This window comes from Sphingomonas gei, from assembly GCF_004792685.1.
GTDB classification, from domain to species: domain Bacteria; phylum Pseudomonadota; class Alphaproteobacteria; order Sphingomonadales; family Sphingomonadaceae; genus Sphingomonas; species Sphingomonas gei.
Window position 1 is genome coordinate 186,987 of record NZ_SRXT01000002.1, and the last position, 24,818, is coordinate 211,804.

At 65.0% G+C, this 24,818-nt stretch carries 16 protein-coding genes and 1 pseudogene; 12 read left to right on the forward strand and 5 right to left on the reverse strand.

Features of this window, described 5'->3' with window-relative positions:
• Window positions 1-95: 95 nt before the first annotated feature.
• Window positions 96-196: pseudogene (locus E5A73_RS22005) on the forward strand (IS6 family transposase); the annotation flags it as partial.
• A 481-nt stretch (window positions 197-677) separates the two neighbouring features.
• Window positions 678-3,641 (forward strand): TonB-dependent receptor, encoded by a 2,964-nt coding sequence (locus E5A73_RS05030; RefSeq protein WP_240700037.1) that lies wholly within the window; start codon window positions 678-680, stop codon window positions 3,639-3,641.
• Window positions 3,642-3,815: 174 nt separating this feature from the next.
• Here the strand turns inward: E5A73_RS05030 and rsgA are convergent, their stop codons facing one another.
• Window positions 3,816-4,808: a ribosome small subunit-dependent GTPase A gene (rsgA, locus tag E5A73_RS05035; RefSeq protein ID WP_135962714.1), complete on the reverse strand. Its 993-nt coding sequence runs from the start codon at window positions 4,806-4,808 to the stop codon at window positions 3,816-3,818.
• Between the two features lie 243 nt (window positions 4,809-5,051).
• Between rsgA and E5A73_RS05040 the strand changes: the two genes are divergently transcribed.
• The gene (locus E5A73_RS05040; protein ID WP_135962715.1) at window positions 5,052-5,390 is read left to right on the forward strand and encodes a hypothetical protein; all 339 of its coding nucleotides are present in this window, start codon (window positions 5,052-5,054) and stop codon (window positions 5,388-5,390) included.
• A 40-nt stretch (window positions 5,391-5,430) separates the two neighbouring features.
• Here E5A73_RS05040 and E5A73_RS05045 read toward each other — a convergent pair whose 3' ends face one another.
• From E5A73_RS05045 to E5A73_RS05055, 3 genes are all read right to left on the reverse strand, one after another.
• On the reverse strand, window positions 5,431-7,689 hold the full coding sequence (locus E5A73_RS05045) for a DPP IV N-terminal domain-containing protein (RefSeq protein WP_135962716.1): 2,259 nt from the start codon (window positions 7,687-7,689) through the stop codon (window positions 5,431-5,433).
• Window positions 7,686-10,658 carry a glycoside hydrolase family 2 TIM barrel-domain containing protein gene (locus E5A73_RS05050; protein WP_135962717.1) on the reverse strand — a complete coding sequence of 991 codons (2,973 nt, stop codon included), beginning with the start codon at window positions 10,656-10,658 and terminating at the stop codon, window positions 7,686-7,688. The genes E5A73_RS05045 and E5A73_RS05050 overlap by 4 nt, the downstream gene beginning before the upstream one ends.
• A 173-nt stretch (window positions 10,659-10,831) precedes the next feature.
• The gene (locus tag E5A73_RS05055; RefSeq protein WP_168355811.1) at window positions 10,832-13,852 is read right to left on the reverse strand and encodes a TonB-dependent receptor domain-containing protein; all 3,021 of its coding nucleotides are present in this window, start codon (window positions 13,850-13,852) and stop codon (window positions 10,832-10,834) included.
• A 405-nt stretch (window positions 13,853-14,257) separates the two neighbouring features.
• Between E5A73_RS05055 and E5A73_RS05060 the strand changes: the two genes are divergently transcribed.
• The 9 genes from E5A73_RS05060 to E5A73_RS05100 all read left to right on the forward strand — a co-directional run bounded on the left by E5A73_RS05060 (window position 14,258) and on the right by E5A73_RS05100 (window position 23,409).
• A complete protein-coding gene (locus E5A73_RS05060; RefSeq protein ID WP_135962719.1) occupies window positions 14,258-15,169 on the forward strand; it encodes a manganese catalase family protein in 912 nt (303 codons plus the stop codon).
• Between the two features lie 235 nt (window positions 15,170-15,404).
• On the forward strand, window positions 15,405-17,888 hold the full coding sequence (locus E5A73_RS05065) for a circularly permuted type 2 ATP-grasp protein (protein ID WP_135962720.1): 2,484 nt from the start codon (window positions 15,405-15,407) through the stop codon (window positions 17,886-17,888).
• A 5-nt stretch (window positions 17,889-17,893) separates the two neighbouring features.
• Window positions 17,894-18,784 carry a transglutaminase family protein gene (locus tag E5A73_RS05070; protein WP_135962721.1) on the forward strand — a complete coding sequence of 297 codons (891 nt, stop codon included), beginning with the start codon at window positions 17,894-17,896 and terminating at the stop codon, window positions 18,782-18,784.
• 96 nt (window positions 18,785-18,880) lie between these two features.
• Window positions 18,881-19,822 (forward strand): DnaJ C-terminal domain-containing protein, encoded by a 942-nt coding sequence (locus E5A73_RS05075; protein ID WP_135962722.1) that lies wholly within the window; start codon window positions 18,881-18,883, stop codon window positions 19,820-19,822.
• A gap of 6 nt (window positions 19,823-19,828) precedes the next feature.
• Complete coding sequence (locus E5A73_RS05080) at window positions 19,829-20,779, forward strand: YihY/virulence factor BrkB family protein (protein WP_420822561.1); 951 nt, start codon at window positions 19,829-19,831, stop codon at window positions 20,777-20,779.
• The gene (fabI, locus tag E5A73_RS05085; protein WP_135962723.1) at window positions 20,776-21,579 is read left to right on the forward strand and encodes an enoyl-ACP reductase FabI; all 804 of its coding nucleotides are present in this window, start codon (window positions 20,776-20,778) and stop codon (window positions 21,577-21,579) included. Before E5A73_RS05080 ends, fabI begins: the two co-directional genes overlap by 4 nt.
• On the forward strand, window positions 21,576-21,908 hold the full coding sequence (locus E5A73_RS21585; RefSeq protein WP_206366385.1) for a hypothetical protein: 333 nt from the start codon (window positions 21,576-21,578) through the stop codon (window positions 21,906-21,908). The genes fabI and E5A73_RS21585 overlap by 4 nt, the downstream gene beginning before the upstream one ends.
• Window positions 21,909-21,917: 9 nt before the next feature.
• On the forward strand, window positions 21,918-22,985 hold the full coding sequence (gene aroC, locus E5A73_RS05095) for a chorismate synthase (protein ID WP_135962724.1): 1,068 nt from the start codon (window positions 21,918-21,920) through the stop codon (window positions 22,983-22,985).
• Between the two features lie 130 nt (window positions 22,986-23,115).
• A complete protein-coding gene (locus E5A73_RS05100; protein ID WP_135962725.1) occupies window positions 23,116-23,409 on the forward strand; it encodes a hypothetical protein in 294 nt (97 codons plus the stop codon).
• A 36-nt stretch (window positions 23,410-23,445) separates the two neighbouring features.
• On the opposite strand, the gene E5A73_RS05105 is transcribed toward E5A73_RS05100, so the two are convergent.
• Window positions 23,446-24,735: an adenylosuccinate synthase gene (locus tag E5A73_RS05105; protein WP_135962726.1), complete on the reverse strand. Its 1,290-nt coding sequence runs from the start codon at window positions 24,733-24,735 to the stop codon at window positions 23,446-23,448.
• Window positions 24,736-24,818: the final 83 nt, after the last annotated feature.

The following is a 24,818-nucleotide window of genomic DNA, read 5'->3' on the forward strand; positions in this document are numbered from 1 at the left end:
AGCATCGGACGGTCCACTACAGTCGCACGCTCGGCGGGAAGTCTTACGAATGGGAGTACCCGGTCGCGGGTACGGGCGACTATGCGACGCTTCAGGTGCACAATCATTTCAGTCTGGAGCGCCACCTCATCGATCGACAGATTTACAAAGACCGCCGCTCACTGCCCTGGCTGAGTGGCAGTCGCTCGCGAGTTAGGCTGCCAGCTTCAAAGATCGAACTGCATCTGCCGGAGAGCGGTTCGCGTTAGACTGACAGCACCCCGCAAGGTCATGGGGCCGGGCTGCTTTGTCGCATGCTTACTCCCGGGGAGACGACATCGATGCGTCGCACAGCGACTTCGCCGACGATCATAACTCAGACAAGATTGACATGTTTGGTTGTGAATCTTATGCAGGCGTTAGCGCTACCACAAATTTCGTCGTCACCTGCAAAGCAGGGGCCCTGGGGAGGATTGACAATGATTTCTCGTGTCGAGCTAGTTCGGCGGGCGCTTTTGAGCGCTGTCGCGGTGTCGGGTCTTTCCCTGCCAGTGGTTGCAGCGGCACAGACCGCCGGCCCGCCGACGACGTCTTCGAACAACAGCGCAAACGAGCCCGCAAATCAGACGCAGGATGGAGCTGGCCAGACCGCTCCGGCTCAAGTCGACGCTATCGCTCAGGCTCCCGCCGATTCGTCTGTGGACGACGATGAGATCGTCGTGTCCGGGTATCGCGCCTCACTCGAGAGTCAGACCAACGCCAAGCGCAACTCGATAGGCTTTACAGATACGATCTTTGCGGAAGACATCGGCAAGTTCCCCGACACCAATATCGCAGAGTCGGTAAACCGTATTCCCGGCGTCACGATCAGTCGCGAGGTAACCGGTGAAGGCACCAACGTCGCGATCCGCGGCCTGGGAACGAACTTCACGCGGGTGTTGCTGAACGGCGCGCCGGTGGCGGTCGCCTCGGTCCGCTTCGATGCGCAGAGCACCAACCGCGAAGTGGACCTCGACCTGCTTCCCACCGAATTGTTCACTCAGCTCACGGTCAGCAAGTCGCCGGTCGCGAGCCAGATCGAAGGGGGAGCGGCCGGAACCGTGAACCTGCGATCGGCAAGGCCATTCGACAATTCGGACACCTATGTGAGCTATTCGCTACAGGGGCAGAAGGTCAGTTCGGCGAATAAATGGGGATATCGCGGGCACCTTCTGGCCAGCACGACCTTCGGCAATTTCGGTATTCTGGCAGGCGTCTCGGTGTCAAAGACCGAGTTCCAAATCGACGGCTATGAGACGATCGGCTGGACGAACCCCAATTTGTCGGCGGCGCAGCGTATTAACGGCACCTTGAACGGGACGGGGGGCGGCAATTTCAGCATCCCGGCGACCGTTCCGGCGAATGCCGGTAACGGTTTGACGACCGGCGCGGCCATCAACCAGGCGTTCCTTCTCGCCAACAATCCCGGCGCGACGATCGACCAGATCGACAACGGCCTGATCCCCCGGCTCAGCCGCCCCCGCACGGAGGTCGGCTCGCGCGAGCGGCAAAGCTATCTCGCGTCGCTCGAGTGGCGTCCCAGCGACGCCCTGCATTTCTACGTCGATGGGATGTACGGCAAGCGCGACACGGAATTCACCCGTACCTCGATGAACTGGGTAGGCCGCAACGGCGCGGCTATTCCGCTCAACACGACTTACGACCGCGCCGATTGCGCCACCGGCTGCGTCGTTACGAGTGGAACCTACGCGAATGCGCAGTTCTTCCTCGAATATCGTCCGTATAAGGACACGCAGGACTATTGGGGTGTAAACCCGGGCCTGGACTTCATCGTCAACGACTGGATCAGGGGCGACCTCCAAGCCAATTACACCAAGAGCAATTTCCGCCGCGAGAGCCCTACCGTTCTCGTTATCACGCCGCCGAGCAGCGGTATCACCGCAACCTATGTCAACGATGGGCACGTCCCCGTCGTCACGTCGAACGTCGATCTCAACAATCCTGCCAGTTTCGGCTGGGCGGGCGGGGGCCGCGTCAATCTGAACGGCGAAGAGCGCGAGACCGAGACCAAGGGTGTGCGAGGCAGCCTGCTGTTTGGAGATGCTTCGCGCTTCAGTGTCCGGGTCGGCGGGGCGTATGACGATACACGTCGCCGGATCACGCCGTTCGACAATACCAACGTCTGGCAGAACGCGATTTGCGGCAATGGCCCGAACGTCACGCTTCCAGCGCCGAACACCAGCACCACCCCGTGTACCGGCCTCAATCAGCCGGGCACCGCGACGCCCGCCGGCTTCCCTGCATTCCCCGGTTACGGCACCAACTTTACAGCGGGTGGCCCCCCGATCAGCTATGCGGGCTCGCTCATCCCCACTGCCGCGGTGCCGACCTACCTGGCGCCCGGGAACAATGGATTCATCACGGTCAATTGGGACAAGTTCAAGGCCGATACGAATTACGATGCCCTTCTCGCCAATGCCAATGAGACGGGCAGCGGCAGCAGCGGCGCCAACGGCGGCCTGATCCGGGAGAAGGTGACGGGCACGTTCGCCGAGGCGAATGGCGTCGTCGATGTCGGCCCGAACACGCTACGCCTGAATACTGGCGTTCGTTATGTCCGGACGGAGCAGATCATCGGGGGCAGGGTGAGCGTTCCCGATGGTCGCAATTCGACGATCGCCGACGGCGGTCGCTATCCCAACACGGTCATCTTTCCGACGACGACGACGCTCTATTCGAAGTTCCTGCCATCGGCGAGCCTGGCGCTAGACTTCGAGGGAAAGGCGGTCGTGCGAGGTTCGGTTTCGCGCACGATGACGCGTCCCGATCCGAACGCGATGCTGCCGGGGGCGAGCTTCGTGCAGCCGTCAGCCGATACTGGCACCGTCGGCAACCCGGCGCTCGATCCGTATATCTCGACCAATATCGATCTCGGATTCGAATATTACACAGGTGGCGAAGGCGTCATCGCTTTCGCCGCGTTCCGCAAGTCGATCACCGGCTTCACGGTGAATGGCCTACGCACCGTCCCGTTCTCGTTCTTCAACCAATACGGGATCACGGTCGACTCGCTCACCCAGGCGCAGCGCGATGCGCTGGCTACCCGTGCCAACGGCGGCTCGCTCAATGACGTGCCGGTGGTCGTCCAGCAACAGGTCAACTCGGACGGCAAGCTAAAGGTCAACGGTCTCGAATTCCAGATCACCCAGCCGCTCGATTTTCTCACGAGCTGGGCAGGCGTTCGCGGCTTCGGCTTCCAGGGCAATTTGACCTTGATCGATCAAAAGGGCGAGGGCTCGGGCGCGCCTGCGATTGCGATTGGCGTGGCACCGACCACCTATACCTTGACGGGCTATTACGAGGACAAGGCTCTCTCGGCGCGGCTCACCTACACCTATAACGAAGGGTCGCAGGGATCGGGTACGAACCAGAACGGCATCCCGGCTGCCGCGATTTTCGGACGGTCGTACACGCAGCTCGATTTCTCGGGGAGTGTCGATCTCGGAGATATCCTCGGCCAGAAATATCTGCCGGCACTCGTGCTGAACATCATCAACATTACCAAGGAAGCGCAGAGCAGCTACTTCCAGTTCGAGAATGCGACGTTCAACGAATATAATCCCGGCCGAACCATCCTCGTGGGTATCCGGGGCCGCTTCTAGCTTCTCCTCCCGGACGGTCGAGCGACCCCTCGCTCGATCTTTCCACGCCTCGAGCCGCCGCTACGCGGCTCGTTTTTTGACGCGCGACGCGCGCCGGGTGCCGGCAAATAGGGCGCGAGGCTGGCGAGATCCGTCGATGTTCGGTCTCGGTGCCTGAACACCTAGTTGATCGCTCTATCGGCGGCGCTTCGCAAGATATGCGGCGGCGACGCTGTCCTCAGCGGCCAGTTGGCGCCAGCGATTGAAACGCTCCGATGTCAGCATGCCCTCGGCGATCGCCGCTTGAACGGCGCAGCCAGGCTCGCTGCCATGCGAGCAGTTTGAGAAGCGACAGCGCTGTGCCACCAGGAGAAAATCGTCGAAAATCTCCGATATCCCGGCGGCCGCGTCGGACAGTTGCAATTCGCGCATGCCCGGCGTGTCGAGCAGCCAGCCGCCCCGATCGAGCCGGTGCATTTCGCGCACGGTGGTCGTGTGGCGCCCGGTATCGTCACTCGCGCGGATTGCCTGGGTGGCAATGCTGTCCGAACCGCGCAAGGTGTTGACGAGCGTCGATTTGCCCACGCCCGAAGAACCCAGAAGCGCTACGGTCTTGCCTTTGCCGCACCAGGCGGCGAGGCACGCTGCGCTGGCGGGGTCGCGGCCGTTGACAGTTTCGACCTGCAACCCTGGCTCGATCGCGCGTGCCGCCGCCGCGAACGCGTCCGGGGTTTCCGTCAGGTCGGTCTTGGTGAGAACGACAACCGGGTTCACGCCCACGTCGCGCGCCAGCACCAGATAGCGCTCCAGCCGCGCGACGCTGAAATCCTGATTGCAGGAGGCAACGATGAACAGCGTATCGACGTTTGCGGCGATCATCTGCTCCTTGTGCCGATCGCCCGCGCGCCGTTTGAACAGGTTCAGCCGACGAAGGACGCGTGTCGGTTGCAGCGTCGCGTTATCGATCAGCAGCCAGTCGCCGACCGTCGGATGATCGTCCGAGGGCAAGGCGCCGGGAATATAGGGTGTAACCGAGTGCTGTAACCCCGCGCCCGTGACTGCGATCTTACCGCGATGGACGGCCATTACCCGGACGGGATGGCATTGCTCCGCCTCCTCGGCCGAGACCTGTTCGCTGAAAAAATCAGTCCAGCCGAGCTCTTCCAAGGACTCATCAGTCGATTTCATAGGGCGGCAGCACCGTCTTTCTTTCTGACCCGACAAGCAGTTGCCCCGCATCCGGGACCTGCCGGTCTCCGCTAACATGGACCATCGCCAGGTCCTATCCAAGGCGTGCCAGCTTCTGACGCGAGGGCAGCCGGCGTTCAGCGGTGCAGGTTCGCGGCAGGACCCTGGAATGGAGATGCCGATGTAGTAATGTCGATTGCAGCGCTATAGGGGCAGCGCAGGATTAGGCATTCAGATAGACGCATGGCCCGCAAGCATTCGAAACAGGATCCCTATGGAGACTTGCATCGCGCGGAGGAGGCTCCGGCGACGGTTATAGTGTGCTGGCTGTGCGGCCGGCCTGCCGGCAAGACCATCGTCTGGCACCATCCCGTGCCCAAGAGCCGGGGCGGGCGTGACGTAGTGCCCATGCACCCCATCTGCCAGCAGACGCTGATCGCCAATTTCACCAATTCCGAACTCCAGCGCCACGGGATGGATGTGGAGGGCCTGCTGGCCAACCCCAATGTGCGCAAATTTGTCGATTGGGTGGCGAACAAAGCCCCGGATTTCACCGCGACCACGGCCAAGAAGCAACGCTGATCAGCTTCGGCGGACGAGCCAATTCCGGGCTCGCGGCCGGTTAGTCGCCGGCCGGCATGCCCCCGAGCGTGCGCAGGAAGAAATCATATTGCCGCCGCTGGGCATACGAAACCGGACCGCTGGATCGGCCGGCGCTGTGCTCGCCATTGGGGATGACGAGCAGCTCGAAGTCCTTGTTCGCGCGGATCAGCGCATCGACGACCTGCAAGGTGGAGGCGGGATCGACGTTGGAGTCCTGCTCGCCCACCACCAGCAGGAGCTTGCCCTCGAGCTTGTCGGCATGGACCACGCCGGATGCATCGAGGTAGCTCTTGTCGACCGGCCAGCCGAGCCACTGTTCGTTCCAGTCGATCTTGTCCATGCGATTGTCGAAGCAGCCGGCAAATGCGACGCCCGCTTTATAGAATTCCGGGTGAAAGAGCAGCGCGTTCAGCGTGCTCTGCCCACCCGCGGAGCCGCCGTAAATCCCGACCCGGCCGAGATCGAGCGACGGGTCCTTGGCGGCCAGCGCCTTCATCCACAGGATGCGGTCGGGGAATCCGGAATCGTCGAGATGCTTCCACGCGACGTCATGGAACGCCTTGGATCGGTTGGCGGTCCCCATCCCGTCGATCATCACGACGATGAACCCCAGATCGGCGATCTGCTGCATACCCATCGCCTTGTCGCCGCCCGAGAACCCGCCAAACGGCCAGAAGCCCTTGGGGACGAAGCTGTCGTGCGGGCCGGCATAGATGTTTTCGATCACCGGATAGCGCCTGGCGGGATCGAAATCGCGCGGACGCACGACCAGCCCCCAAATGTCGGTAACGCCGTCGCGGCCCTTGGCGACGAACGTCTGCGGCGGGCGGAAGCCGGCGGCGGCGAGCGCAGTGGCATCGCCCTGCTCCAGCGTCGCGATCACCCGGCCGGTTTCACCGTCGCGCAGTTCGGCAATCTCGGGCCGGTCGGTGCGTGAATGCACGTCGACGAAGAGCCGCGCATCGGGCGAGAAGCTCGCGTCGTGGGTTTCGTCGCCCTGGGTCAGGCGGACGAGGTTGGTCCCGTCGAAATCCACGCGGAACCAGTGCTTGTGATAGGGATCCTCCCCCGGCGTGACACCGCTCGCCGAGAACCATATGCGGCGCTTCGTGTCATCGACGTGGACGATGTCGCGCACCACCCATTGCCCTGTGGTGATCGGCGTCGCCTTCCCGGTTGCGCCGTCGATCAGGTACAGATGCCGCCAGCCACTGCGTTCCGAGGCCCAGATCAATTCGCGGCCTTCTCCGCCGACGTCGTGCAGGAAGCGGCGTTCGTCGAACACGAAGGTATTGCTGTCCTCGCTTATCGCGGCGTGCGCCGCGCCGGTGTCGGCGTCGACGGCAATGACTTTCGCTGCGCCGAATCCGCGGCGCATATACCCGAAGGCAAGGCTGCGTCCGTCCTTGCGCCATTTCAGATCGGAGAGCCGCCAGGGATTGGGAAACAGCGCCTCGGCAACGTGGATGCGCCGGCCCGAACCGGTATCGAAGATCACCGGGCGCTCCTGATCCACTGCGTCGCCGGGCTTGGGATAGAGCTGCTCGACAACCTCGGGCTGGACGCGGCCGGGAGGCGCCGCCACCACGCGAGTCACGACGCGGCGATAGCCTGGGCGAACGCGATATAGCGCGAGATGACGCCCGTCCGGCGCCCATTCGATGCTCTCGGGATCGTAGAAGTCGGCGGCGCTGCCGTCCTGGCTGTGCCAGAGCTCGCGCCCCCCGCCCGCCGCGCGCACGACGAGATTGTCGTCCAACACCAGCGCTTCCAGCCTGCCGTCGGGCGAGCGGTGCGGATCGTTGCGCGCGGGCATTTTCAGATCGCGCACTACGCCGAAGCCGCGCGGGCGGCTGCGATCCACTACCTTCTCGCATCGCGGAACCGCCAGCGTGCAACGAATCGGTGCGTAGTCGATCATCGCGACGATCGCGCTGCGATTGTCGACAAAGGCGAAGTGCTCGAACGGCAACCGCAACGGATCGACGGGGGTGCCGAGCAGCCTGCCCAGCGCCCGCGCGAGCGCCGCGGCGTCGAAGGCCGCACGCTTCCTGCGCGTCTTCGCGTCCATATCGACAAAGGCGAAACCGCCCGCGACTGTCTTGCGATAGTGGAAGCGGCGCCCATCCTCGTCCCATTCGGCGGGAAACGCGATGTCCCGGGTGAGCCATTGCCATTGCTCGCGCAGATCGATCGAACGCTGAATGCGCGCTTCCCTGGGCGACTGCGCGGCCGCGGGTCCGGCGAGCAAAGCGAGTGCGAGCAACAGCTGCCTCATTGCGCCGCGCCCAGCGTGAACGACCAGCGGATCGGCTTGAGCGGCACGCGGTATTTCATATGCGGTCTTCCATCGAGGCTCCATCCGGTGTCGCCGCCGACGCCGGCTTGCGCTGCGTCGACCAGCAGCGTGCCCTCGTCATGCGGGCGGATGTCGGAACTATGTGCTTTGCCGGGCGGCTTCTGCGCGAGATCGGCATAGGGGAAAGCGAGCGCGTTCATCGCCAGGGGCTGCGAACCGGTCAGGCGGAATCCGCGCCCGCGCGCGTCCGCCAACTCGATCCAGCGTACGTCCTGCTTGGTGCCGCTTTCCTGCGGGCGGGCATAATCGTGATATTGGTCGGCCAAGGCGCCGCTCCACAGGCCGAACAGGCCGCTGGTCTTGCGATCGACATAGGTTTCGTACGGGCCCCGCCCATACCAGCGCACGCGATCCAGTACCGGTGGGGTGCGAAAGGCCAGGCCGACGCGCAGCGGATCCGGCAGGTCGTCGCGCAGCGGCACGAACGCCACGTCGGCGCGGGCGGTGCCGTCCCCGCCCATCGTCCAGCGGGTCTCCATCTGGACCGAGCCCACCCCCATGCCGTGAGTCACGACGATCGCGTCGCCTTCCACGCGCAGTGCGTCGAGCCGGCGGTTCTCGCTGAAATGCTTCCACATCGCGTGCGTCGTAGGGATGCCGGTGCCGATGTCGTTGTCGGTCGGCGCGCGCCAGAAATCGGGCGCCCCGCCGGTGACCAAAGTCGTTCCGCCGCGCGCATAGCGCCGGACCAGACCGGTCTTCTTGTCCACCTCCAGCACCGCATCCGCAGCAGACAGGCGCAGCACTTCGCCTTGATCAACCGGCCCCACGGCATTGAACAGTGCCGGAAGCGCGCGCGGCCCCGTCAGCGCGAACTGCTCCCAACCGACGACATGGCCTGCCTCGACCAGTGGTATCGCTCCGCCCCTGGCGCGGGCGCGCAATATCACGATGCGCTCCGCTGCAGGGTCCTTCGTCTCCGGCAATGCCAGTGCGAGCGGCGCGCGCCCACCCGCCGCCACTTGTGGGGTGACCAGCGTGCCGCGCGCGCTTTCCTTGCCATCCTCCAGCACCGCCCAGTCCAGCGCGAAGCGCGACAGATTGATGTGATCGTGGCGGTTGAGGATCGCAAAACCTTCCCCCGTCCGCTCGAAGGCGATCGGCGCATAGACCTTGGCCATCTCGAAATATGCCGGGTTCGGCGTGCGGTCGGACTGGATCACCCCGTCGCCGACCGGGCTGTCGTCGCCGCCCACATTGGCGAAGTCGGGGCCCTGCGCCCAATAGTCGCGGCCCCGCGCGTCTTTCCGGATCAGCGTCTGATCGACCCAGTCCCAGACGAAGCCGCCCTGCAGCTTGCGGTGCGCGCGGATCGTGTCCCAATAATCCTGGAAATTGCCGAGGCTGTTGCCCATCGCATGGGCATATTCGCACAGGATCAGCGGCTGGGTGAATTCGCCGCGCTCGGCATAGTCCACCATCTTCTCAATATCGTCGTACATCGGCGCGAAGATATCGACATAGGCGTTCACCGGGTGGCGCCAGCCGCTCATGCTCCAGCCGAGAAAGCTGACCAGCCGCGTCCGGTCGCGTGTCTTCACCCATTTGGCGGCCGCCTCGAAAGCGGGCCCGACTCCGGTTTCGTTGCCGAGCGACCAGAAGAGGATCGACGGATGGTTCTTGTCGCGCTCGACCATGCGCTGGACCCGGTCGAGATGCGCCGCCGCCCATTCGGGCTTGTAGCCGAGCAGATGCTCGGGCGCGTTGCCGTTCTGCTGCGACAGGCTCAGATAGCCATGGCTCTCGATATTGGCCTCGTCCATCACGTACAGCCCGATCTCGTCGGCCAGCGCGTAGATCCGCTCGTCATTGGGATAATGCGACAGCCGCAGCGCGTTGACGTTGGCCGTCTTCATCAACTCGAGATCGCGGCGCAGCGTCGCGTCGGACACGATGCGCACCGTGCGCGGATCATGCTCGTGCCGATTGACGCCGCGGATCATGATCCGGCGCCCGTTCACCCGCACTTCGCCCTCGGCGATCTCGACCGTGCGGAAGCCGATGCGGCTGCTGGCCGCCTCGATCAGCCGGCCTCTGGCATCGAGCAACTCGATCAGCAAGGTGTAGAGCGCCGGGCTCTCCGCGCTCCACTGCCGCGCGCGGGGGACGTCGGCTCCGATTCTGACGTTCCGGGCGCTGTCGGGAGTCGCTTCGCGCACCAGCACCGCATTCTTTCCGTCCAGCAGCGTGGCGCGAAGGCGGACCGCGTCAGCGGCGCCGGCGACCGCCACGGTCAGGTCCAGCCGTCCGTCGCGATAGCCATTGTCCAACCCGGCTTCGACGGAAAAGTCGCGGATTCGCGTGGCGGGGGCGGCGTAGAGCGTTACGCTGCGTTCGATGCCGTTGACTCGCCAGAAGTCCTGATCTTCCAAATAGCTGCCGTCGGCATAGCGATACAGCTCGATCGCGACCGTGTTGCGGCCAGTACGGGCATAAGCAGTGACGTCGAACTCGGCCGGAAGCTTGGAATCCTCCGAATAGCCGACCCGCCTGCCGTTGACCCAGATATAATAAGCCGCGCCCGCCGCCCCGACGTTCAGCAGCAGGCGACGCCCGGCGAAATGCGCGGGCATCGTGAAGTCGCGGCGGTACGAAGCGACCTCGTTGCGCTTGTGGTCGATCCACGGCTGGTTGCGCGGAAACGGATAGCCGCTGCCGACGAACACCGGCGCTCCAAACCCCTCCGCCTGGAGGATGCCGGGCACCTTCATGGTGCGCCACAGGGAAACGTCGAAGTCCGGTTGCTCGAAACCCTGCGGCCGCGCTTCGGGGCTGGGCGACAAGCGGATGCGCCAGTCGCCGTCGAGCGAGAGATGATATCGTGATCGCCGGCGATCGCCCGTGATCGCGCCGGCTCGGGATTCGAAGCCCGCGAAAGTCGCGTGCATCGGCTCGGCGCCTTCGCGGAATACGCCGGGTTGCTCCCATTCCCTGGGTTCGGTCTGCGCCGCTGCCGGCGCCGCCAGTATCGCGAGAGCGACACCAAGGAGTGAGCGGCAAAAAATGAGCGGGTCTCCTTATCTATGTTCGGCCGAGCGGCCGAGCCGCCCGGCCTTTCGCCTCACCAGATCCGAGCGCGAATGCCCAGCCGCAGCGTGCGGCCCCACGAGTCGTACTGGGGATAGGTATTGAACCAGCTGCCGGTGCCGGCGTCGGCATTGCCGACCATCGGCGGATCCTTGTCGAACAGGTTCTGCACGTTGAAGCGTATGTCGACCGCGCGGCTGATCGGATAGCTCACCGCCAGGTCGAACAGGCTGAGCGCAGGCATCTTGGCGATCAGCGGGTAATTGTCGGTGTTGCTTGGCGACGGCCGGGCGGCCAGCGGCGCGTTGGGCGCGAGTTTCGAGTTCCTGGTCGACGACGCATAGCGCCACAGCAGGTTGATATTGCCTTTCCAGGGCATACCCCAGCCGATCGAGGCGTAATGGCGATATTTCGGCGACGGCTCGGTGCAGAAGAAGCCGAAATAGCCGAGGCACGAATAGACCGGGGAATTAGGCGCGAACTGCCGGTTGTAGGTGGTGTTGATCGTGCCGTTGATCCCGAAATTGAGGCTGCCGATGTTCATCCCGATCAGCTGGGACGGGTTCGCCCAATTGTAGCTCAGCGCGAAATCGTAGCCCTTGGTTTCGACGAAGCCCGAGTTCATGTAGCGCGCGTTGATCTCGGTCACGGCGCCGGTCGCGGGATCGCGGGTGATCAGTCCGCAATAAAAGGACACCTTCTGGTTGTAGCACTGGTCCGCGACCAGATCGGTGCGGATCCATTCGAACGCGCCGGTGATCTTGATCGCGAAATAATCGAACGAAGCCGTCAGCCCGCGCAGGAAGCGCGGCTGGGCGACCACGCCCAGCGTGACGCTGCGCGACTTTTCCGGCTGTAGTTCGGGGTTGCCGCCGGGCCGGTAGAGAACCTGGCACAGGCCATTGGTGTCGCAGCCGTTATAATTGCCCAGCGCGTCATATTGCGCCTGGGTGAGTCCGCTCGCGGCGCATTGTTCGAAGGTGTAGCGCGTGAGCGTCGAGCCAGGCCCAGGCGGCGCGCAGAAGTCGCGGAAGGTGCCGTTATACGGGTTGGCGGTCTGCAGCCGCTCGAGCACGCCCTGGCGCAGCGCCTTGTTGAGGCTGCCGCGGAAGCCCAGTCCGTTGAAAGGACGATACGTGAAGTCGGCCTTCCAGGTATGCACCATGCTGTCGAGCGAGCGATAGTCGGACAGGCGATAGGCACCGCTGACGGTGAGTTCCTGGATGAACGGCTTGTTCTGGATCAGCGGCAATTCGAGCTCGCCGCCCAGTTCGTCGACCACGTCGGACGAGGCATAGCGCGACCACCAGTCATAGGCGCCGCTGCCCGATTCCGACACGCGATTCCAGCGGTGCTCTGCGACGATCGCGAAGCCCAACGCGCTGTCCGCGAACGGGCTCTTGAGGCCGAGCGCACCGAGCGTGCCCGAGACCGAGCCGTTGAGCACCATCTGGTCGATCTGGACACGGCTGCCGCCGGTCCGCGTGACATAGTCCCACACCGCGGCATCGGGACCGGCGGTGCTGAAGGCGTCGAGGGGGACGCAGGCCGGATCGCTGCCGTCGATCACCGAGGTGCAGGTCGGCTTGCCGTTGGAATTCACCACTTGCATTGCCTTGGTGAAGCGATCGACCATCACCCAATAGTCGAAGATATTGGTGCCCTCGTACTTCTCGATACGGCGTGATTTCTGGCCGCTCAGGTCGAAGCTGATCTCGTCGGTGATCTTGCCGCTGAGATGCGCGGCGCCGCGCCAGTCGCTGATGTCGTTGTAATAGTCGTTCGCATAATCCGGGCGGAACACCGTCATCGAGAAGGTGCCGGTCTCGCCCGCGACGCCAGCGTTGGCGCCGCACACGATGGTCGCCTGCTGCTGGCTCATGAACGGATTGTCGCACGGCATCTGGAAATCGGGGGCGTAGAAGCCCACCGCCTGGGCGTTGCGGCCGTGCTGCTTGTAGCGGGTGTAGAGGAAATTGGCGTCGAACTTCAGCGCGTCGCTGAAATCGAAGCTGGCGAAGCCGCCGGCATTATAGGTGCGGGTGCTGCGCTGCAGATAATCCTTCTGCGGATTGCGGACGATGTCGGCGACATCATAGGGCCTCCAGTTGCGCGAGCCATCGGTGGCGTTGGTCCATTCCTGCCCGCCGGCATAGAACCAGTTATACGGGTTATACTCGGTATAGCCGCACGCCCATTGATCGTTCTGCTGCACCGCAGGCAATGGATTCTGCGGGTTCATGTAGAGCGGGCAGGCGGTGTGGTCGAACGCACTGAACTCCATCGGCTCGGTGCGCCGATAGCTGCCGAACAGGCTGATATTGCCACGATTGTCGGCGAAGTTGGTGCCCGCGGTCAGGCTCGCGAAATATTGCTGGCCGCCCCATACGTTGCGGTCGGGGCGCGGATAGCCTGCCTCGTCGAGCAGGTTGAGCATGGTATCGTTATCGTTGGTGCTCTGCTGCGTGCTCGCCTCCGCGTTGAGCTCGATGCCCTGGAAGCGCCGCTTGACGATGAAGTTGACCACGCCCGCGATCGCGTCCGAGCCATAGACCGCCGAGGCGCCGCCGGTCAGCACATCGACGCGCTCGATCAGCGCCGAGGGGATGATGTTGACGTCGTTGGTCATCCGCTCGCCGTTGAGCAGGTTGAGCGTGCGCCCCGCGCCGAGCTTGCGCAGGTTGATCCGCGCCGGCCCGAGCCGGGGATCGTTGCTGCCGCGCTCGCCCAGCATCGGTGCGATCTGCGGAATGGCGCTCAGCGTCTCGTCGAGCCGGCCGAGCCCGCGCTGGGTGATCATCTCCTTGTCGATGACGGTGATCGGGGTCGCAGTGGAAACGTCGGTACGCCGGATGCGCGTGCCGGTGACGAGAACCTCGCGATCCGAATCGGCGTCGCCGCGTGCCTGGCTCTCGTTTTCGGCAACCGCGGCGTCGCGGGCTCCGCTTTCCTGCGGGACCTCCGCGCTGGTGGTTTGCTGCGCCGAGGCGGGGTGCGCGAGCACCAGTGCCAGGGCAGTTACGCTAACGCCGTACCATTCACGATCAACCTTCATACCGATTTTCCCCTCATTATTCCCGCGGCCGCCCAGCATGTCCCTACCGATGCGGATATGGGATAAGATACGGTATACTAAATACGGTGCAAGCGCATTTTGCGTCGCCGCACCATCGGTTGGGTCGTGCAAGCCAGCGGATAAAGGTCCGCGGTTCATTCAATTTCAGGGGAAACGGCGGAGCTATACCTCCAGCCAAACCCGCCTAGAGTGGGTTCGCCACCCAGTATCGATGAAGGCCGGCCCAGGATTGCCAAAACCCAATTTTGGCAACGATACCGAAACGATCCGCAGAGGTGCGTGGGGCGACCGTGTCGCAATAACATAGGCTAGTATTTAAAATTTGATTGTTGAGCAACTACATAGCGCCGCTCTTGTTCAGTCTCTCGCATAGGAGACGACATCATGTTCATGCACAATAAACGCCTGCAATATACCGTTCGCGTATCCGAGCCCAATCCGAGACTGGCCTGCATGATGCTGGAGCAGTTCGGCGGCGCCGATGGCGAGCTCGCCGCGGCCATGCGCTATTTTACGCAAGGGCTGGGCGAGGAAGATGCCGGCCGGCGCGATCTGCTGCTCGACATCGCCACCGAAGAGCTGAGCCATCTCGAGATCATCGGCACGATCGTCACCATGCTCAACAAGGGGGTGCGGGCGCAGCTGTCCGAGGCGCAGCAGGACGAGGCCGAGCTGTTCGCGATGGTCGGGCAGACCGGCACCAGCGCGAAGGAATCGCTGCTGTTCGGCGGCGGGCCGGCACTGGTCGATTCGGCCGGCGTCCCGTGGACCGCGGCCTATGTCGACACGCGCTCCGAGCCGACGGTCGACCTGCGATCGAACATCGCCGCGGAGAGCCGCGCCAAGATCGTCTATGAGCGGCTGATCAACATCACCGACGATCCCGGGATCAAGGAGGCGCTCGGCTTTCTGATGACGCGTGAGATTGCCCACCAGAAGTCGTTCGAGAAGGCGCTCTATTCGATCGAGAACAACTTCCCACCGGGCAAGCTGCCGGGGATGGAGCAATATGCCAGCGTCTACGTCAATGCCTCGCAGGGCGAAGGCGATATGGAAGGTCCGTGGAATTCGGGCGAGCAGTGGGAGCGTATCGACGATCTCGAGCAGGCCATGCCGATCGACGACGGCGACGGCACTGCAACGGTGAAGCTCGACAAGGACGACAAGGCCGCGCTGAAACAGATGATGCTGCGCAACCAGTCTGACCCCACTTCCGATCCGACGACGGGCGCCGATCTCGGTGCCGGTCCTGGCGCCGGCAAGACCAAGCCGGTGGAGCCTGCGCTGCAGGATTGAGGCAGCGGCCAACGGGCATCGAAGCTGTGGGCGAGACTTGTTATCAGCCTCGGAGTTTGTTGAAATGCCCCGCGTCGTGTGACGCTGAGGATAAATGAGATACCGACGGGGGTGTCGACGGTAATGCCGGCGATGCCCCCGCCAGTTTCAGAGCCGACGCGGTCCATCTGTCCTGCATCGCTTGTTGCCTTGCACCATGGTTTCCCCCATCAACGCCGCCCTCGGAGGAAGCATTTTGGCCAGCCGCGCCGCGACAACCTTGTTCGACGCCGCCACCATCGCGCACCGGTGGATCGTCGACTATTGCGCGCATGTCGCGGAGAGTGACGTGCTCTGCGTTCAGGGCGGCGACCCTGCCTGGACTGCCTTGTTCGAGGAGCTTGCCGCGCTTTCGGGCGAAGGTCTCGCCAATGCCCGTGAGCGCGCGCAGCGCCACGCCGAGGATATCGGCACGGGGTTCCGGATCGTAGATGAGGGCGAAGAGCGCCCCTGGCCGCTGTCGCCGGTTCCGCTGCTGATCGAAAAGGCCGAATGGGACGGGATTGCCGGGGGGATCGTCCAGCGCGCCGACCTTCTCGAAGCCGTTCTCCAGGATCTGTACGGCGAAGGGCAGCTGGTCAGCGACGGGCACGTTCCCGCCGCTCTGGTCACCGGCAGCCCGTATTTCCTGCGGCCGCTCGCCCGGCTCGAGCCGCCCGGCGGTCACCACCTCCAGTTCGTCGCCGCCGATCTCTGCCGCGGGCCGAGCGGGGAGTGGCGCGTGCTCGCCGATCACCTCCGCGCGCCGGCGGGCGCCGGCTATGCACTTGAGAACCGGCTGGCAATGGCGCGGACCCTGGGCGAGTTGCCGGGGCGGCTCAACGTCGAGCGCCACGCGCCGTTCTTCGCGGCGTTTCGCGAAGGCTTGGCCGCGGCGTGCCGGCGCGCCGAACCGCGTATCGCCTTGCTCACGCCGGGGCGGCTCAATCCCAGCTATGCCGAGCAGGCGCATCTTGCGCGCTATCTCGGATTCCTGCTGGTCGAGGGTGCCGATCTCGCGGTGCTCGACGACAAGCTCTACGTCCGCACCATCGCGGGGCTGAAGCGCGTGGATGCGCTGTGGCACCGGCTCGATCCGCGGCTGCTCGATCCGCTCGCGCTCGACTCGCATTCGACGATCGGCGTGCCCGGGGTGATCGACGCGATGGTGGCGGGAAATGTCGTCATCGCCAACGCGCCTGGCGTGGGACTGCTCGAATCGCCTGCGTTCGCCGCCTTCCTGCCGAGGCTTGCCGAGGTGCTGACCGGCGCGCCGCTGACCCTTCCGAACATCGCCACCTGGTGGTGCGGGCAGGAAACCGAACGTGCGCACGTGACCGCCAATCTGGATTCGCTGCTGGTCGCGCCGGCGTTCGGGGTCGCGCCGCTCGGCTTGCCCGAGGGGAAGCCCGTGCTCGGCGCTGCGCTCGACCCGGAGCAGCGTGCTGCGTTGCTCGACGATATGACTCGCCGGTCGCAGGACTATGTCGGTCAGGAAGTCGTCCGCCTCTCGACGATGCCCGCAATTGCCGAGGACGCGCTTGCCCCGCGCCCGTTCACCCTGCGCGTCTTCGCCGCGCGCGGCGAAGACGGGCGCTGGACGGTGCTTCCCGGCGGCTTCGCGCGGATCGGCGAGCATCCCGACCCGCGCGCCGCGGTGATGGGCGAGGGGATGTGGTCGGCCGATGTCTGCATTTATGGGCCTGAGCCGGTCGCGCCGGTCTCGTTGCTGCCTTCGGGCGATACCACCCAGCTGCGCCGCAATCCGGGGACGTTGCCCAGCCGCGTTGCCGACAATTTGTTCTGGCTCGGCCGCTATCTGGAGCGCGGAGAGGCGCTGCTGCAATTGCTCCGCGTTCTGCTCGGCCATTCGATCAGCGCCGACACCGGCGCCGCGCTCGCCGCTGACACGGTCGCGCGGCTGATCCGGCTGGTCGTCGCCTCGGGCGCCGCTCCGGAACCCAAGGGCGTCAAGCGCGCCGACCTGACTCAGCTCGCCCGCACCGCGCTGGAAGGCGAGGAGGATTGGTCCAGCGTCCGCGCGATCAATCGGCAGGCGCGGCTGATCGGCGCGGTGTCGCGCGAGCGGCTTTCGGCCGACATGATCCGCCTGCTCGATGCGCCTTTCCCGCAGCGCGGCGTGCTGCTCGACAAGGCCGGCTCGCTCCAGCGGCGCTATTCGGCACTCAACGGCCTCGCCAGCGAGCACATGACGCGCACCGATGCCTGGCGTTTCCACGATATCGGGCGCCGGATCGAGCGCGCTCTGAGCGCGATCCGCTTCATCCGCAATTTTGGCGGGCCCGATGCGACGAGCGACGATCTGTCGACGCTGCTCGACCTGATGGACAGCCAGATCAGCTATCGCCAGCGCTATCTCACCGGGATGGCGCGCATTCCGGTGCTCGATCTGGTGACGCTCGACCCCAACAATCCGCGCGCGCTCGTCTTCCAGGTCGCGGCGATCTCGGCGCACCTCAACAAGCTGCCTTTGCTTTCAGACGACGGTCTCGCCGAGGCCCAGCAGGAACAGGCGCGTGGGATCGCCGCGCTGCTGGTGACGACCAATGCGCAGCGATTGGACGATGCGCTGCTCGCCGATCTGGAAACGCGGCTCGGGCGGCTTTCGAGTGCGGTCGCGCGGCGCTATTTCCTGCAGGGCGCCGAGCCGCTGCGCGCTGCCGGCCTCGTCCTGGCCTGAGCGCGATGCTGTACCAGATCCGCCACGTCACGCGCTTCGCTTATGCCGAGCCGGTAGGGTTCGCGCGCAACAATCTCCGCCTCAAGCCGATCCACTGGTCCGGGCAGACGCTCGAGGATCATGCGCTGATCATCGAACCCCAGGGTCGTGTTTACCCCACCCGCGCCGAGGCCGGGCTAGCCAATGTCGTGCGACTGGTGGTCGAACAGCCTGCGCGTACGCTCACAATCGAGAGCCGCGCCAGGGTTCGCGTCGATCGCCCGATCCCGATCTTCGCCGATACCGATCCCAGCGTCGCGGAGATCGCCGAGCGCGCGCGCGCCAGCCGCGATGCATCGCCCGCCGGGCCGGCCGCCTATCTCTTCCCGTCGCCGCGCATCCCGCTCGACCGCGACATCGCCGAATGGTGCGCCGCCGAGCTTGATCCGCGGCGCGGGGTGCTCGAGGCTGCGCTGGCGCTGGCGCTTCGCATCCAGCGCGAATTCGCTTTCGACCCCACGGCGACGCTGGTCGATACCTCGCCTGTCGAAGCGTTCCGCCAGCGCGGCGGGGTCTGCCAGGATTTCGCCCAAATCATGATCTCGGGACTGCGCGCCGCCGGCCTGCCTGCCGCTTATGTCTCGGGCTATATCCGCACGCTGCCGCCGCCGGGGCAGCCGCGGCTGGTCGGCGCCGATGCGACGCATGCCTGGGTGCTTGTCTGGGCGGGGCCGCAGCTCGGCTGGGTCGGCGTCGATCCCACCAACGGCATCTGGATGGCGGGCGATCACATCGTCGTCGCGATCGGCCGCGACTATGCCGATGTCGCGCCGATCGACGGGATCGTGCTCGGTTGGGGCGCGCAGGAGATGCACGTCTCGGTCGATGTCGAGCCGCTCGAACTAGCGCCGGTCTGAGCCGGACTTGCGCAAAGCGCATGGCGGGCCGATGTTCGCGGGCGGAAAGCACCTGTAAGGGCGCTGCAATCTAGTGATTATCGAACGGGGAATTTAGTGGCCGATCCGTATGCAACTCTGGGCGTGGCGCGGGGCGCGAGCGAGGCCGACATCAAAAAGGCCTATCGCAAACTCGCCAAGGAGCTGCACCCTGACCGCAACAAGGACAATCCCAAGGCGTCCGAGAAATTCAGCCTGGTGACCGCGGCATATGATTTGCTGAGCGACAAGGACAAACGCGCGCGCTTCGATCGCGGCGAGATCGACGGCGACGGCAATCCCACCGCGCCGTTCGGCTTCGGCGGCGGCGGGCAGCAGGCCGGCTTTCGCCCGGGCGGCGCCGGCGGCTTCGATTTCGGTGGGGAATCGGGTGATATCGGCGACATCTTCGAAGGGCTGTTCGGCGGCGGCGGCGGCGCCCGACGCGGCGGGGGCGGCTTCAGCGGCGGTTTCGGCGGGTTCGGGCGCAAGGCCGCGGCCAAGGGGGCGAACGTTGCCTATCGCCTCGCGGTGTCGTTCGAAGACGCGGCGAAGCTCGCGCCACAGCGCGTCACCTTGCGCGACGGCAAGTCGCTCGACCTCAAGCTTCCCGCCGGAGTCGAGACCGGCACCCAGATGCGGCTCGCCGGCAAGGGCGAGGAAGGTCCTGGCGGTTTCGGCGATGCGATCGTCACCATCGACGTCCAACCGCATCGCTTCTTCGTGCGCGAAGGCGACGATATCCGGCTCGATTTGCCGGTGAGCCTGTCCGAAGCGGTGCTTGGCGCCGAAGTGCGCGTGCCGACACCCGACGGCGCAGTGATGCTCAAGGTTCCCAAGGGTTCGACCTCGGGCAAGGCGCTGCGGCTCAAGGGTCGCGGCTTCCACAAGAAGGCCGGCGGCCGCGGCGACTTGCTGGTGACGTTGATGGTCGATCTGCCGGTCGATGACGACGCGCTGGTCGAGTTCGTCCAGGGTTGGCAGGACAAAGGGAACCCGCGTGGCCGCATGGGCGTCTGAGCCCTTGTGAAAAAAGGGGAAATCACCGACGCCGCCGAGGCGAGGCCGGGCCGCCGCGTCCGCATCCGTGCGGCGCTCGGCAAAGTCGGGATCGGGGCCAGGTTCTTCTACGTGGTCAAGCGCGTCGCGGTGGACACTTTCAACGAGGGGTTCACCTATGCCGGCAACCTGGCGTACCTCTCGCTGGTCACGCTGTTCCCGTTCGTGATCGTCGCCGCGGCGATCGCGCAGTTGGTCGGGCGGAGCAGCGAAGGGATCCGCACGCTCGAGGCATTCCTCCAGACCGTCCCGCCCGACGTGGCCGAAGTGCTGCGCAAACCCGCTTCCGACGTGCTCCAGGCGCGCACCGGCAATCTGTTGTGGTTCGGCGCGATCGTCGGGCTGTGGACCACTGCGGGTTTCATCGAGACATTGCGGGGGATTCTGCGCCAGGCGTACGGCGTGCAATCGAGCACGCCCTTCTGGCGCTATCGGCTGGGGGCGATCGGAATGATCGTCGCGTCGGTGATCCTCGCAATGGCGGCGTTCAGCTTCCAGGTGATCCTGACCGGCGTCGAGCAGTTCATCTACAAGTTGCTGCCCTGGGCGTCGCAGGCGCAGTCAATCGTCGCGCTGACCAAGTTCGCGCCGGCGCTCGCCTTGTTCGGGGCATTGTACATATTGTTCTATTCGCTGACCCCGAGCCGCTACCGCCACTCCAAATGCCCCAAATGGCCCGGTGCGGCCTTTACTACCGCGTGGTGGTTGTTCGTCACCGCAATGCTTCCGTTGGTGCTGAGCACGCTCGGCAGCTATGACCTCACTTATGGCAGCCTTGCCGGGGTGATGATCGCCTTGATCTTCTTCTATCTGATCGGGCTCGGGATGGTCGCGGGCGCCGAACTCAACGCCGCGCTAGCCGAAACGCCTCCGGTCGGGCTAGAGGGGGCGCACGATAAGAAGGACAATGCTTCGTGACGGGATTGATGCAGGGTAAGCGCGGGTTGATCATGGGACTGGCGAACGATCGTTCGCTGGCCTGGGGCATTGCCCAGAGATTGCGCGAGCACGGCGCCGAACTGGCGTTCAGCTATCAGGGTGAGGCGATCGAAAAGCGCGTGCGTCCGCTCGCCGAGCAGCTCGGCAGCGACTTCCTGATCGAGTGCGACGTCTCGGACATGGCCGAGCTCGACAAGACCTTCGTGACGTTGGCCGAGCGCTGGCCGACGATCGACTTCGTCGTCCACGCGATCGGCTTTTCGGACAAGAACGAGCTGCGCGGCGGTTATGTCGACACCAGCCTCGACAATTTCCTGATGACGATGAACATCAGCGTCTATTCGTTCGTCGCGGTCGCCAAGCGCGCGGCGGCGATGATGCCCGATGGCGGCAGCCTGCTGACGCTCAGCTATTACGGCGCCGAGAAGGTGATCCCGCATTACAACGTGATGGGAGTCGCCAAGGCCGCGCTCGAGACCAGCGTCCAGTATCTCGCGGTCGATCTCGGCCGCGACAATATCCGCGTCAACGCGATCTCGGCCGGGCCGATCAAGACGCTCGCCGCGAGCGGGATCGGCGACTTCCGCCTGATCCTCAAGTGGAACGAGCTCAACAGTCCGCTCAAGCGCAACGTGACGATCGAGGATGTCGGCGGGGCGGGGCTCTACCTGCTCTCGGACCTCGCCTCGGGCGTTACCGGCGAGACGCACCATGTCGATGCCGGCTACAATGTCATCGGCATGAAGGCCGAGGACGCGCCGGATATCGCACTGGCTTGACGATAGCAGTGATCACTATTATCACCGTGATCATAATGATCATGGGGTTAGTGATGGCTAGTCAGACGAATGTGTCCGTGCGTGAGCAAGTTTGGTTGGGAGAGGCTGGAGATTGGCGGCTGGGCCTGCAGTGGTGCCTCTACGTGCATCCTCAAGACGACCCTGAAGAGGGGTATCGTTTTATTTGGCAGCGACCTGATGGTTCGCTTCAAGCGGCCAGGGGACAGGCACGGCTGCCTTCGCTGGCGATAGTCGGGCGACTTATCGCGATGGCCGAGGCTGCTGGTTGGGGTCAAAAAATGGCGGGCGACGCCAATCGCTTCGAATAGGGGCGTCGCATGAGCTTCAACACCTTCGGACGCGTGTTCCGCTTCACCACTTGGGGCGAGAGCCACGGGCCTGCGCTCGGCGCGGTAGTCGACGGCTGCCCGCCGGGGCTGGCGCTGTCCGAAGCCGATATCCAGCCGTTTCTCGACAAGCGCCGCCCCGGTCAGTCGCGTTTCACCACCCAGCGACAGGAGCCCGATCGGGTCCGCATCCTCTCGGGGGTGTTCGAGGGCCGCACCACCGGCACGCCGATCAGCCTGATGATCGAGAATGTCGACCAGCGCTCGAAGGACTATAGCGAAGTCGCGCAGGCCTATCGCCCCGGCCATGCCGATTATGCGTATGATCAGAAATACGGCTTCCGCGACTATCGCGGCGGCGGACGCTCCTCGGCGCGCGAGACGGCGGCGCGGGTCGCTGCCGGCGCGGTCGCGCGGCTCGCCATCCCCGGAGTGAAGATCCGTGCGTGGGTCGAGGCGATCGGCGGCGATGCCATCGATCCGGCGAACTTCGACGCGGAGGAGATCGATCGCAATCCCTTTTTCTGTCCCGATGCCGCGGCCGCGGTGCGCTGGGAGACACTCATCGACGATGCGCGCAAGGCGGGCTCTTCGCTAGGCGCCGTCATCGCGTGCGAGGCCACGAGCGTGCCGCCGGGCTGGGGTGCGCCGCTTTACGCCAAGCTCGACAGCGAGCTCGCCGCGGCGTGCATGTCGATCAATGCAGTCAAGGGCGTCGAGATCGGCGACGGCTTCGCAGCGGCGACGCTCACCGGCGAGCAGAATGCCGATGCGATGCGGCCCGGCAGCGACGGGATACACTTTCTTGCCAACCACGCCGGCGGGATCGCCGGCGGGATTTCCACCGGGCAGCCGGTGTTGGTCCGCGTCGCGTTCAAGCCGACCAGTTCGATCCTCACTCCGGTGGAAACGATCACCCGCGAAGGCGAGGCGGCCGAGATCCGCACCAAGGGCCGGCACGATCCGTGCGTCGGCATCCGCGGGGCGCCGGTGGTCGAGGCGATGGTCGCGCTGGTGCTTGCGGATCAGAAACTGTTGCACAGGGCGCAGTGCGGCTGATCCCGCATTAACGTCGGCTCGCGGTCGGCCGGTTTCGTTACAGCGGCGAGGCGACCTCGGCATACGCAACCCTGCGTACGCCGAGGCCGTTCAGTTCCTGCCAATTTGGTCAATTGCAGGAGTATACAACATGCGTAAGCTCACCTTGTTCCTCGCCGGCGCCATGCTGCTTCCGACTGCCGCGATCGCGCAATCGACGCCGCAATCGAGCGATCCGAGCACCAGCCAGGATCATCAGAAGCACAAGAAGGACAAGAAGTCCGGCGACGAAGCGAGCGCAGACACCGCTGCGCCCGCTCCCGAGAGCGGCACGACGGGCAGCGGAACGACCGAACCGGCGCCCGAAACGGCTCCGACGACCGATCCGAGCACCACGACGCCTCCGACCGCACCGGACGCAACTGCTCCGACGCCGCAGCGCTAACCGACGGCAAGGCCCCGGCGGCGCGACCGCCGGGGCTCAGTCCGCGAACGGATCACGGACGAGGATGGTGTCTTCGCGCTCGGGGCTGGTCGAGACCAGCGCCACCGGGCACTGGATGAGTTCTTCGACGCGCCGGATATACTTGATCGCCGCGGCCGGCAGATCCGCCCAGCTGCGCGCGCCCGCAGTCGATTCGTGCCAGCCGGGGATGGTTTCATAGACCGCTTCCACTGCCACCTGGTCGGCTGCGTTGGCGGGATAATAGTCCAGCGCCTCGCCGCGCAGCTTGTAGCCGGTGCAGACCTGGATTTCGTCGAAGCCGTCGAGCACGTCGAGCTTGGTCAGCGCGATTCCGGTGATCCCGGAGACCGCAACCGATTGGCGCAGCAGCACCGCGTCGAGCCAGCCGCAGCGCCGCTTGCGCCCGGTGACGGTGCCGAACTCGCGCCCGCGCGTGCCGAGCCGCTCGCCGACTTCGTTATCCTGCTCGCTGGGGAAGGGCCCGGAGCCGACGCGCGTGGTGTATGCCTTGGCGATTCCGAGCACGAACCCGACTGCGCTCGGCCCGAGGCCCGAACCAGCTGCGGCGGTGCCGGCGACGGTGTTGGACGAAGTGACGAACGGATAGGTACCGTGGTCGATGTCGAGCAGCACGCCCTGCGCGCCTTCGAACAATATGCGCCGGCCGCGGCCGCGCGCTTCGTTGAGCATCCGCCACACCGGCTCGGCAAAGGGCAGGACGAAGCCGGCAATCTCGCGCAGCTCCTCGACCAGCCCGGCGCGGTCGATCGGCGGCTCACCGAAACCGGCGCGCAGCGCGTCGTGGTGCGCGGCGAGGCGATCGAGCTGCGGGCCGAGCTCGTCGAGATGCGCGAGGTCGCAGACGCGGATCGCGCGGCGGCCAACCTTGTCCTCATAAGCCGGGCCGATGCCGCGCCGCGTGGTGCCGATCTTGCCGGCGCCGCTGGCATCCTCGCGCAGCGCGTCGAGATCGCGGTGGAAGGGCAGGATCAGCGGGCAGGTGTCGGCGATCTTTAGCGTGTCCGGGGTAATGTCGATCCCTTGACCGCGCAATTTCTCGACTTCGGCCTTGAGCGCCCAGGGATCGAGCACCACGCCGTTGCCGATCACGCTGGGCGTGCCGCGGACGATGCCCGAGGGGAGCAAGGACAGCTTGTAGACATTCTCGCCGACGACGAGCGTGTGGCCGGCATTGTGGCCGCCCTGGAAGCGCACGACGACATCGGCGCGCTCGGCGAGCCAGTCGACGATCTTGCCCTTGCCCTCGTCACCCCATTGGGCGCCGATCACTGCGACATTTGCCATGAATACGATTCTCCGCCTGCCGGGGCGGACCCTGGCCGCCCTTCGACAGGACTCGACGGCAGGGCGGTTTTGGGGCCGAGGTC

Excerpts from the sequence above, each read along its gene's own strand:
- rsgA (WP_135962714.1), bottom strand. The coding sequence starts at position 4,808 with ATGAAATCGACTGATGAGTCCTTGGAAGAGCTCGGCTGGACTGATTTT.
- E5A73_RS05040 (WP_135962715.1), top strand. The coding sequence starts at position 5,052 with ATGGCCCGCAAGCATTCGAAACAGGATCCCTATGGAGACTTGCATCGC.
- E5A73_RS05045 (WP_135962716.1), bottom strand. The coding sequence starts at position 7,689 with ATGAGGCAGCTGTTGCTCGCACTCGCTTTGCTCGCCGGACCCGCGGCC.
- E5A73_RS05050 (WP_135962717.1), bottom strand. The coding sequence starts at position 10,658 with ATGCACGCGACTTTCGCGGGCTTCGAATCCCGAGCCGGCGCGATCACG.
- E5A73_RS05055 (WP_168355811.1), bottom strand. The coding sequence starts at position 13,852 with ATGAAGGTTGATCGTGAATGGTACGGCGTTAGCGTAACTGCCCTGGCA.
- E5A73_RS05060 (WP_135962719.1), top strand. The coding sequence starts at position 14,258 with ATGTTCATGCACAATAAACGCCTGCAATATACCGTTCGCGTATCCGAG.
- E5A73_RS05070 (WP_135962721.1), top strand. The coding sequence starts at position 17,894 with ATGCTGTACCAGATCCGCCACGTCACGCGCTTCGCTTATGCCGAGCCG.
- aroC (WP_135962724.1), top strand. The coding sequence starts at position 21,918 with ATGAGCTTCAACACCTTCGGACGCGTGTTCCGCTTCACCACTTGGGGC.
- E5A73_RS05100 (WP_135962725.1), top strand. The coding sequence starts at position 23,116 with ATGCGTAAGCTCACCTTGTTCCTCGCCGGCGCCATGCTGCTTCCGACT.
- E5A73_RS05105 (WP_135962726.1), bottom strand. The coding sequence starts at position 24,735 with ATGGCAAATGTCGCAGTGATCGGCGCCCAATGGGGTGACGAGGGCAAG.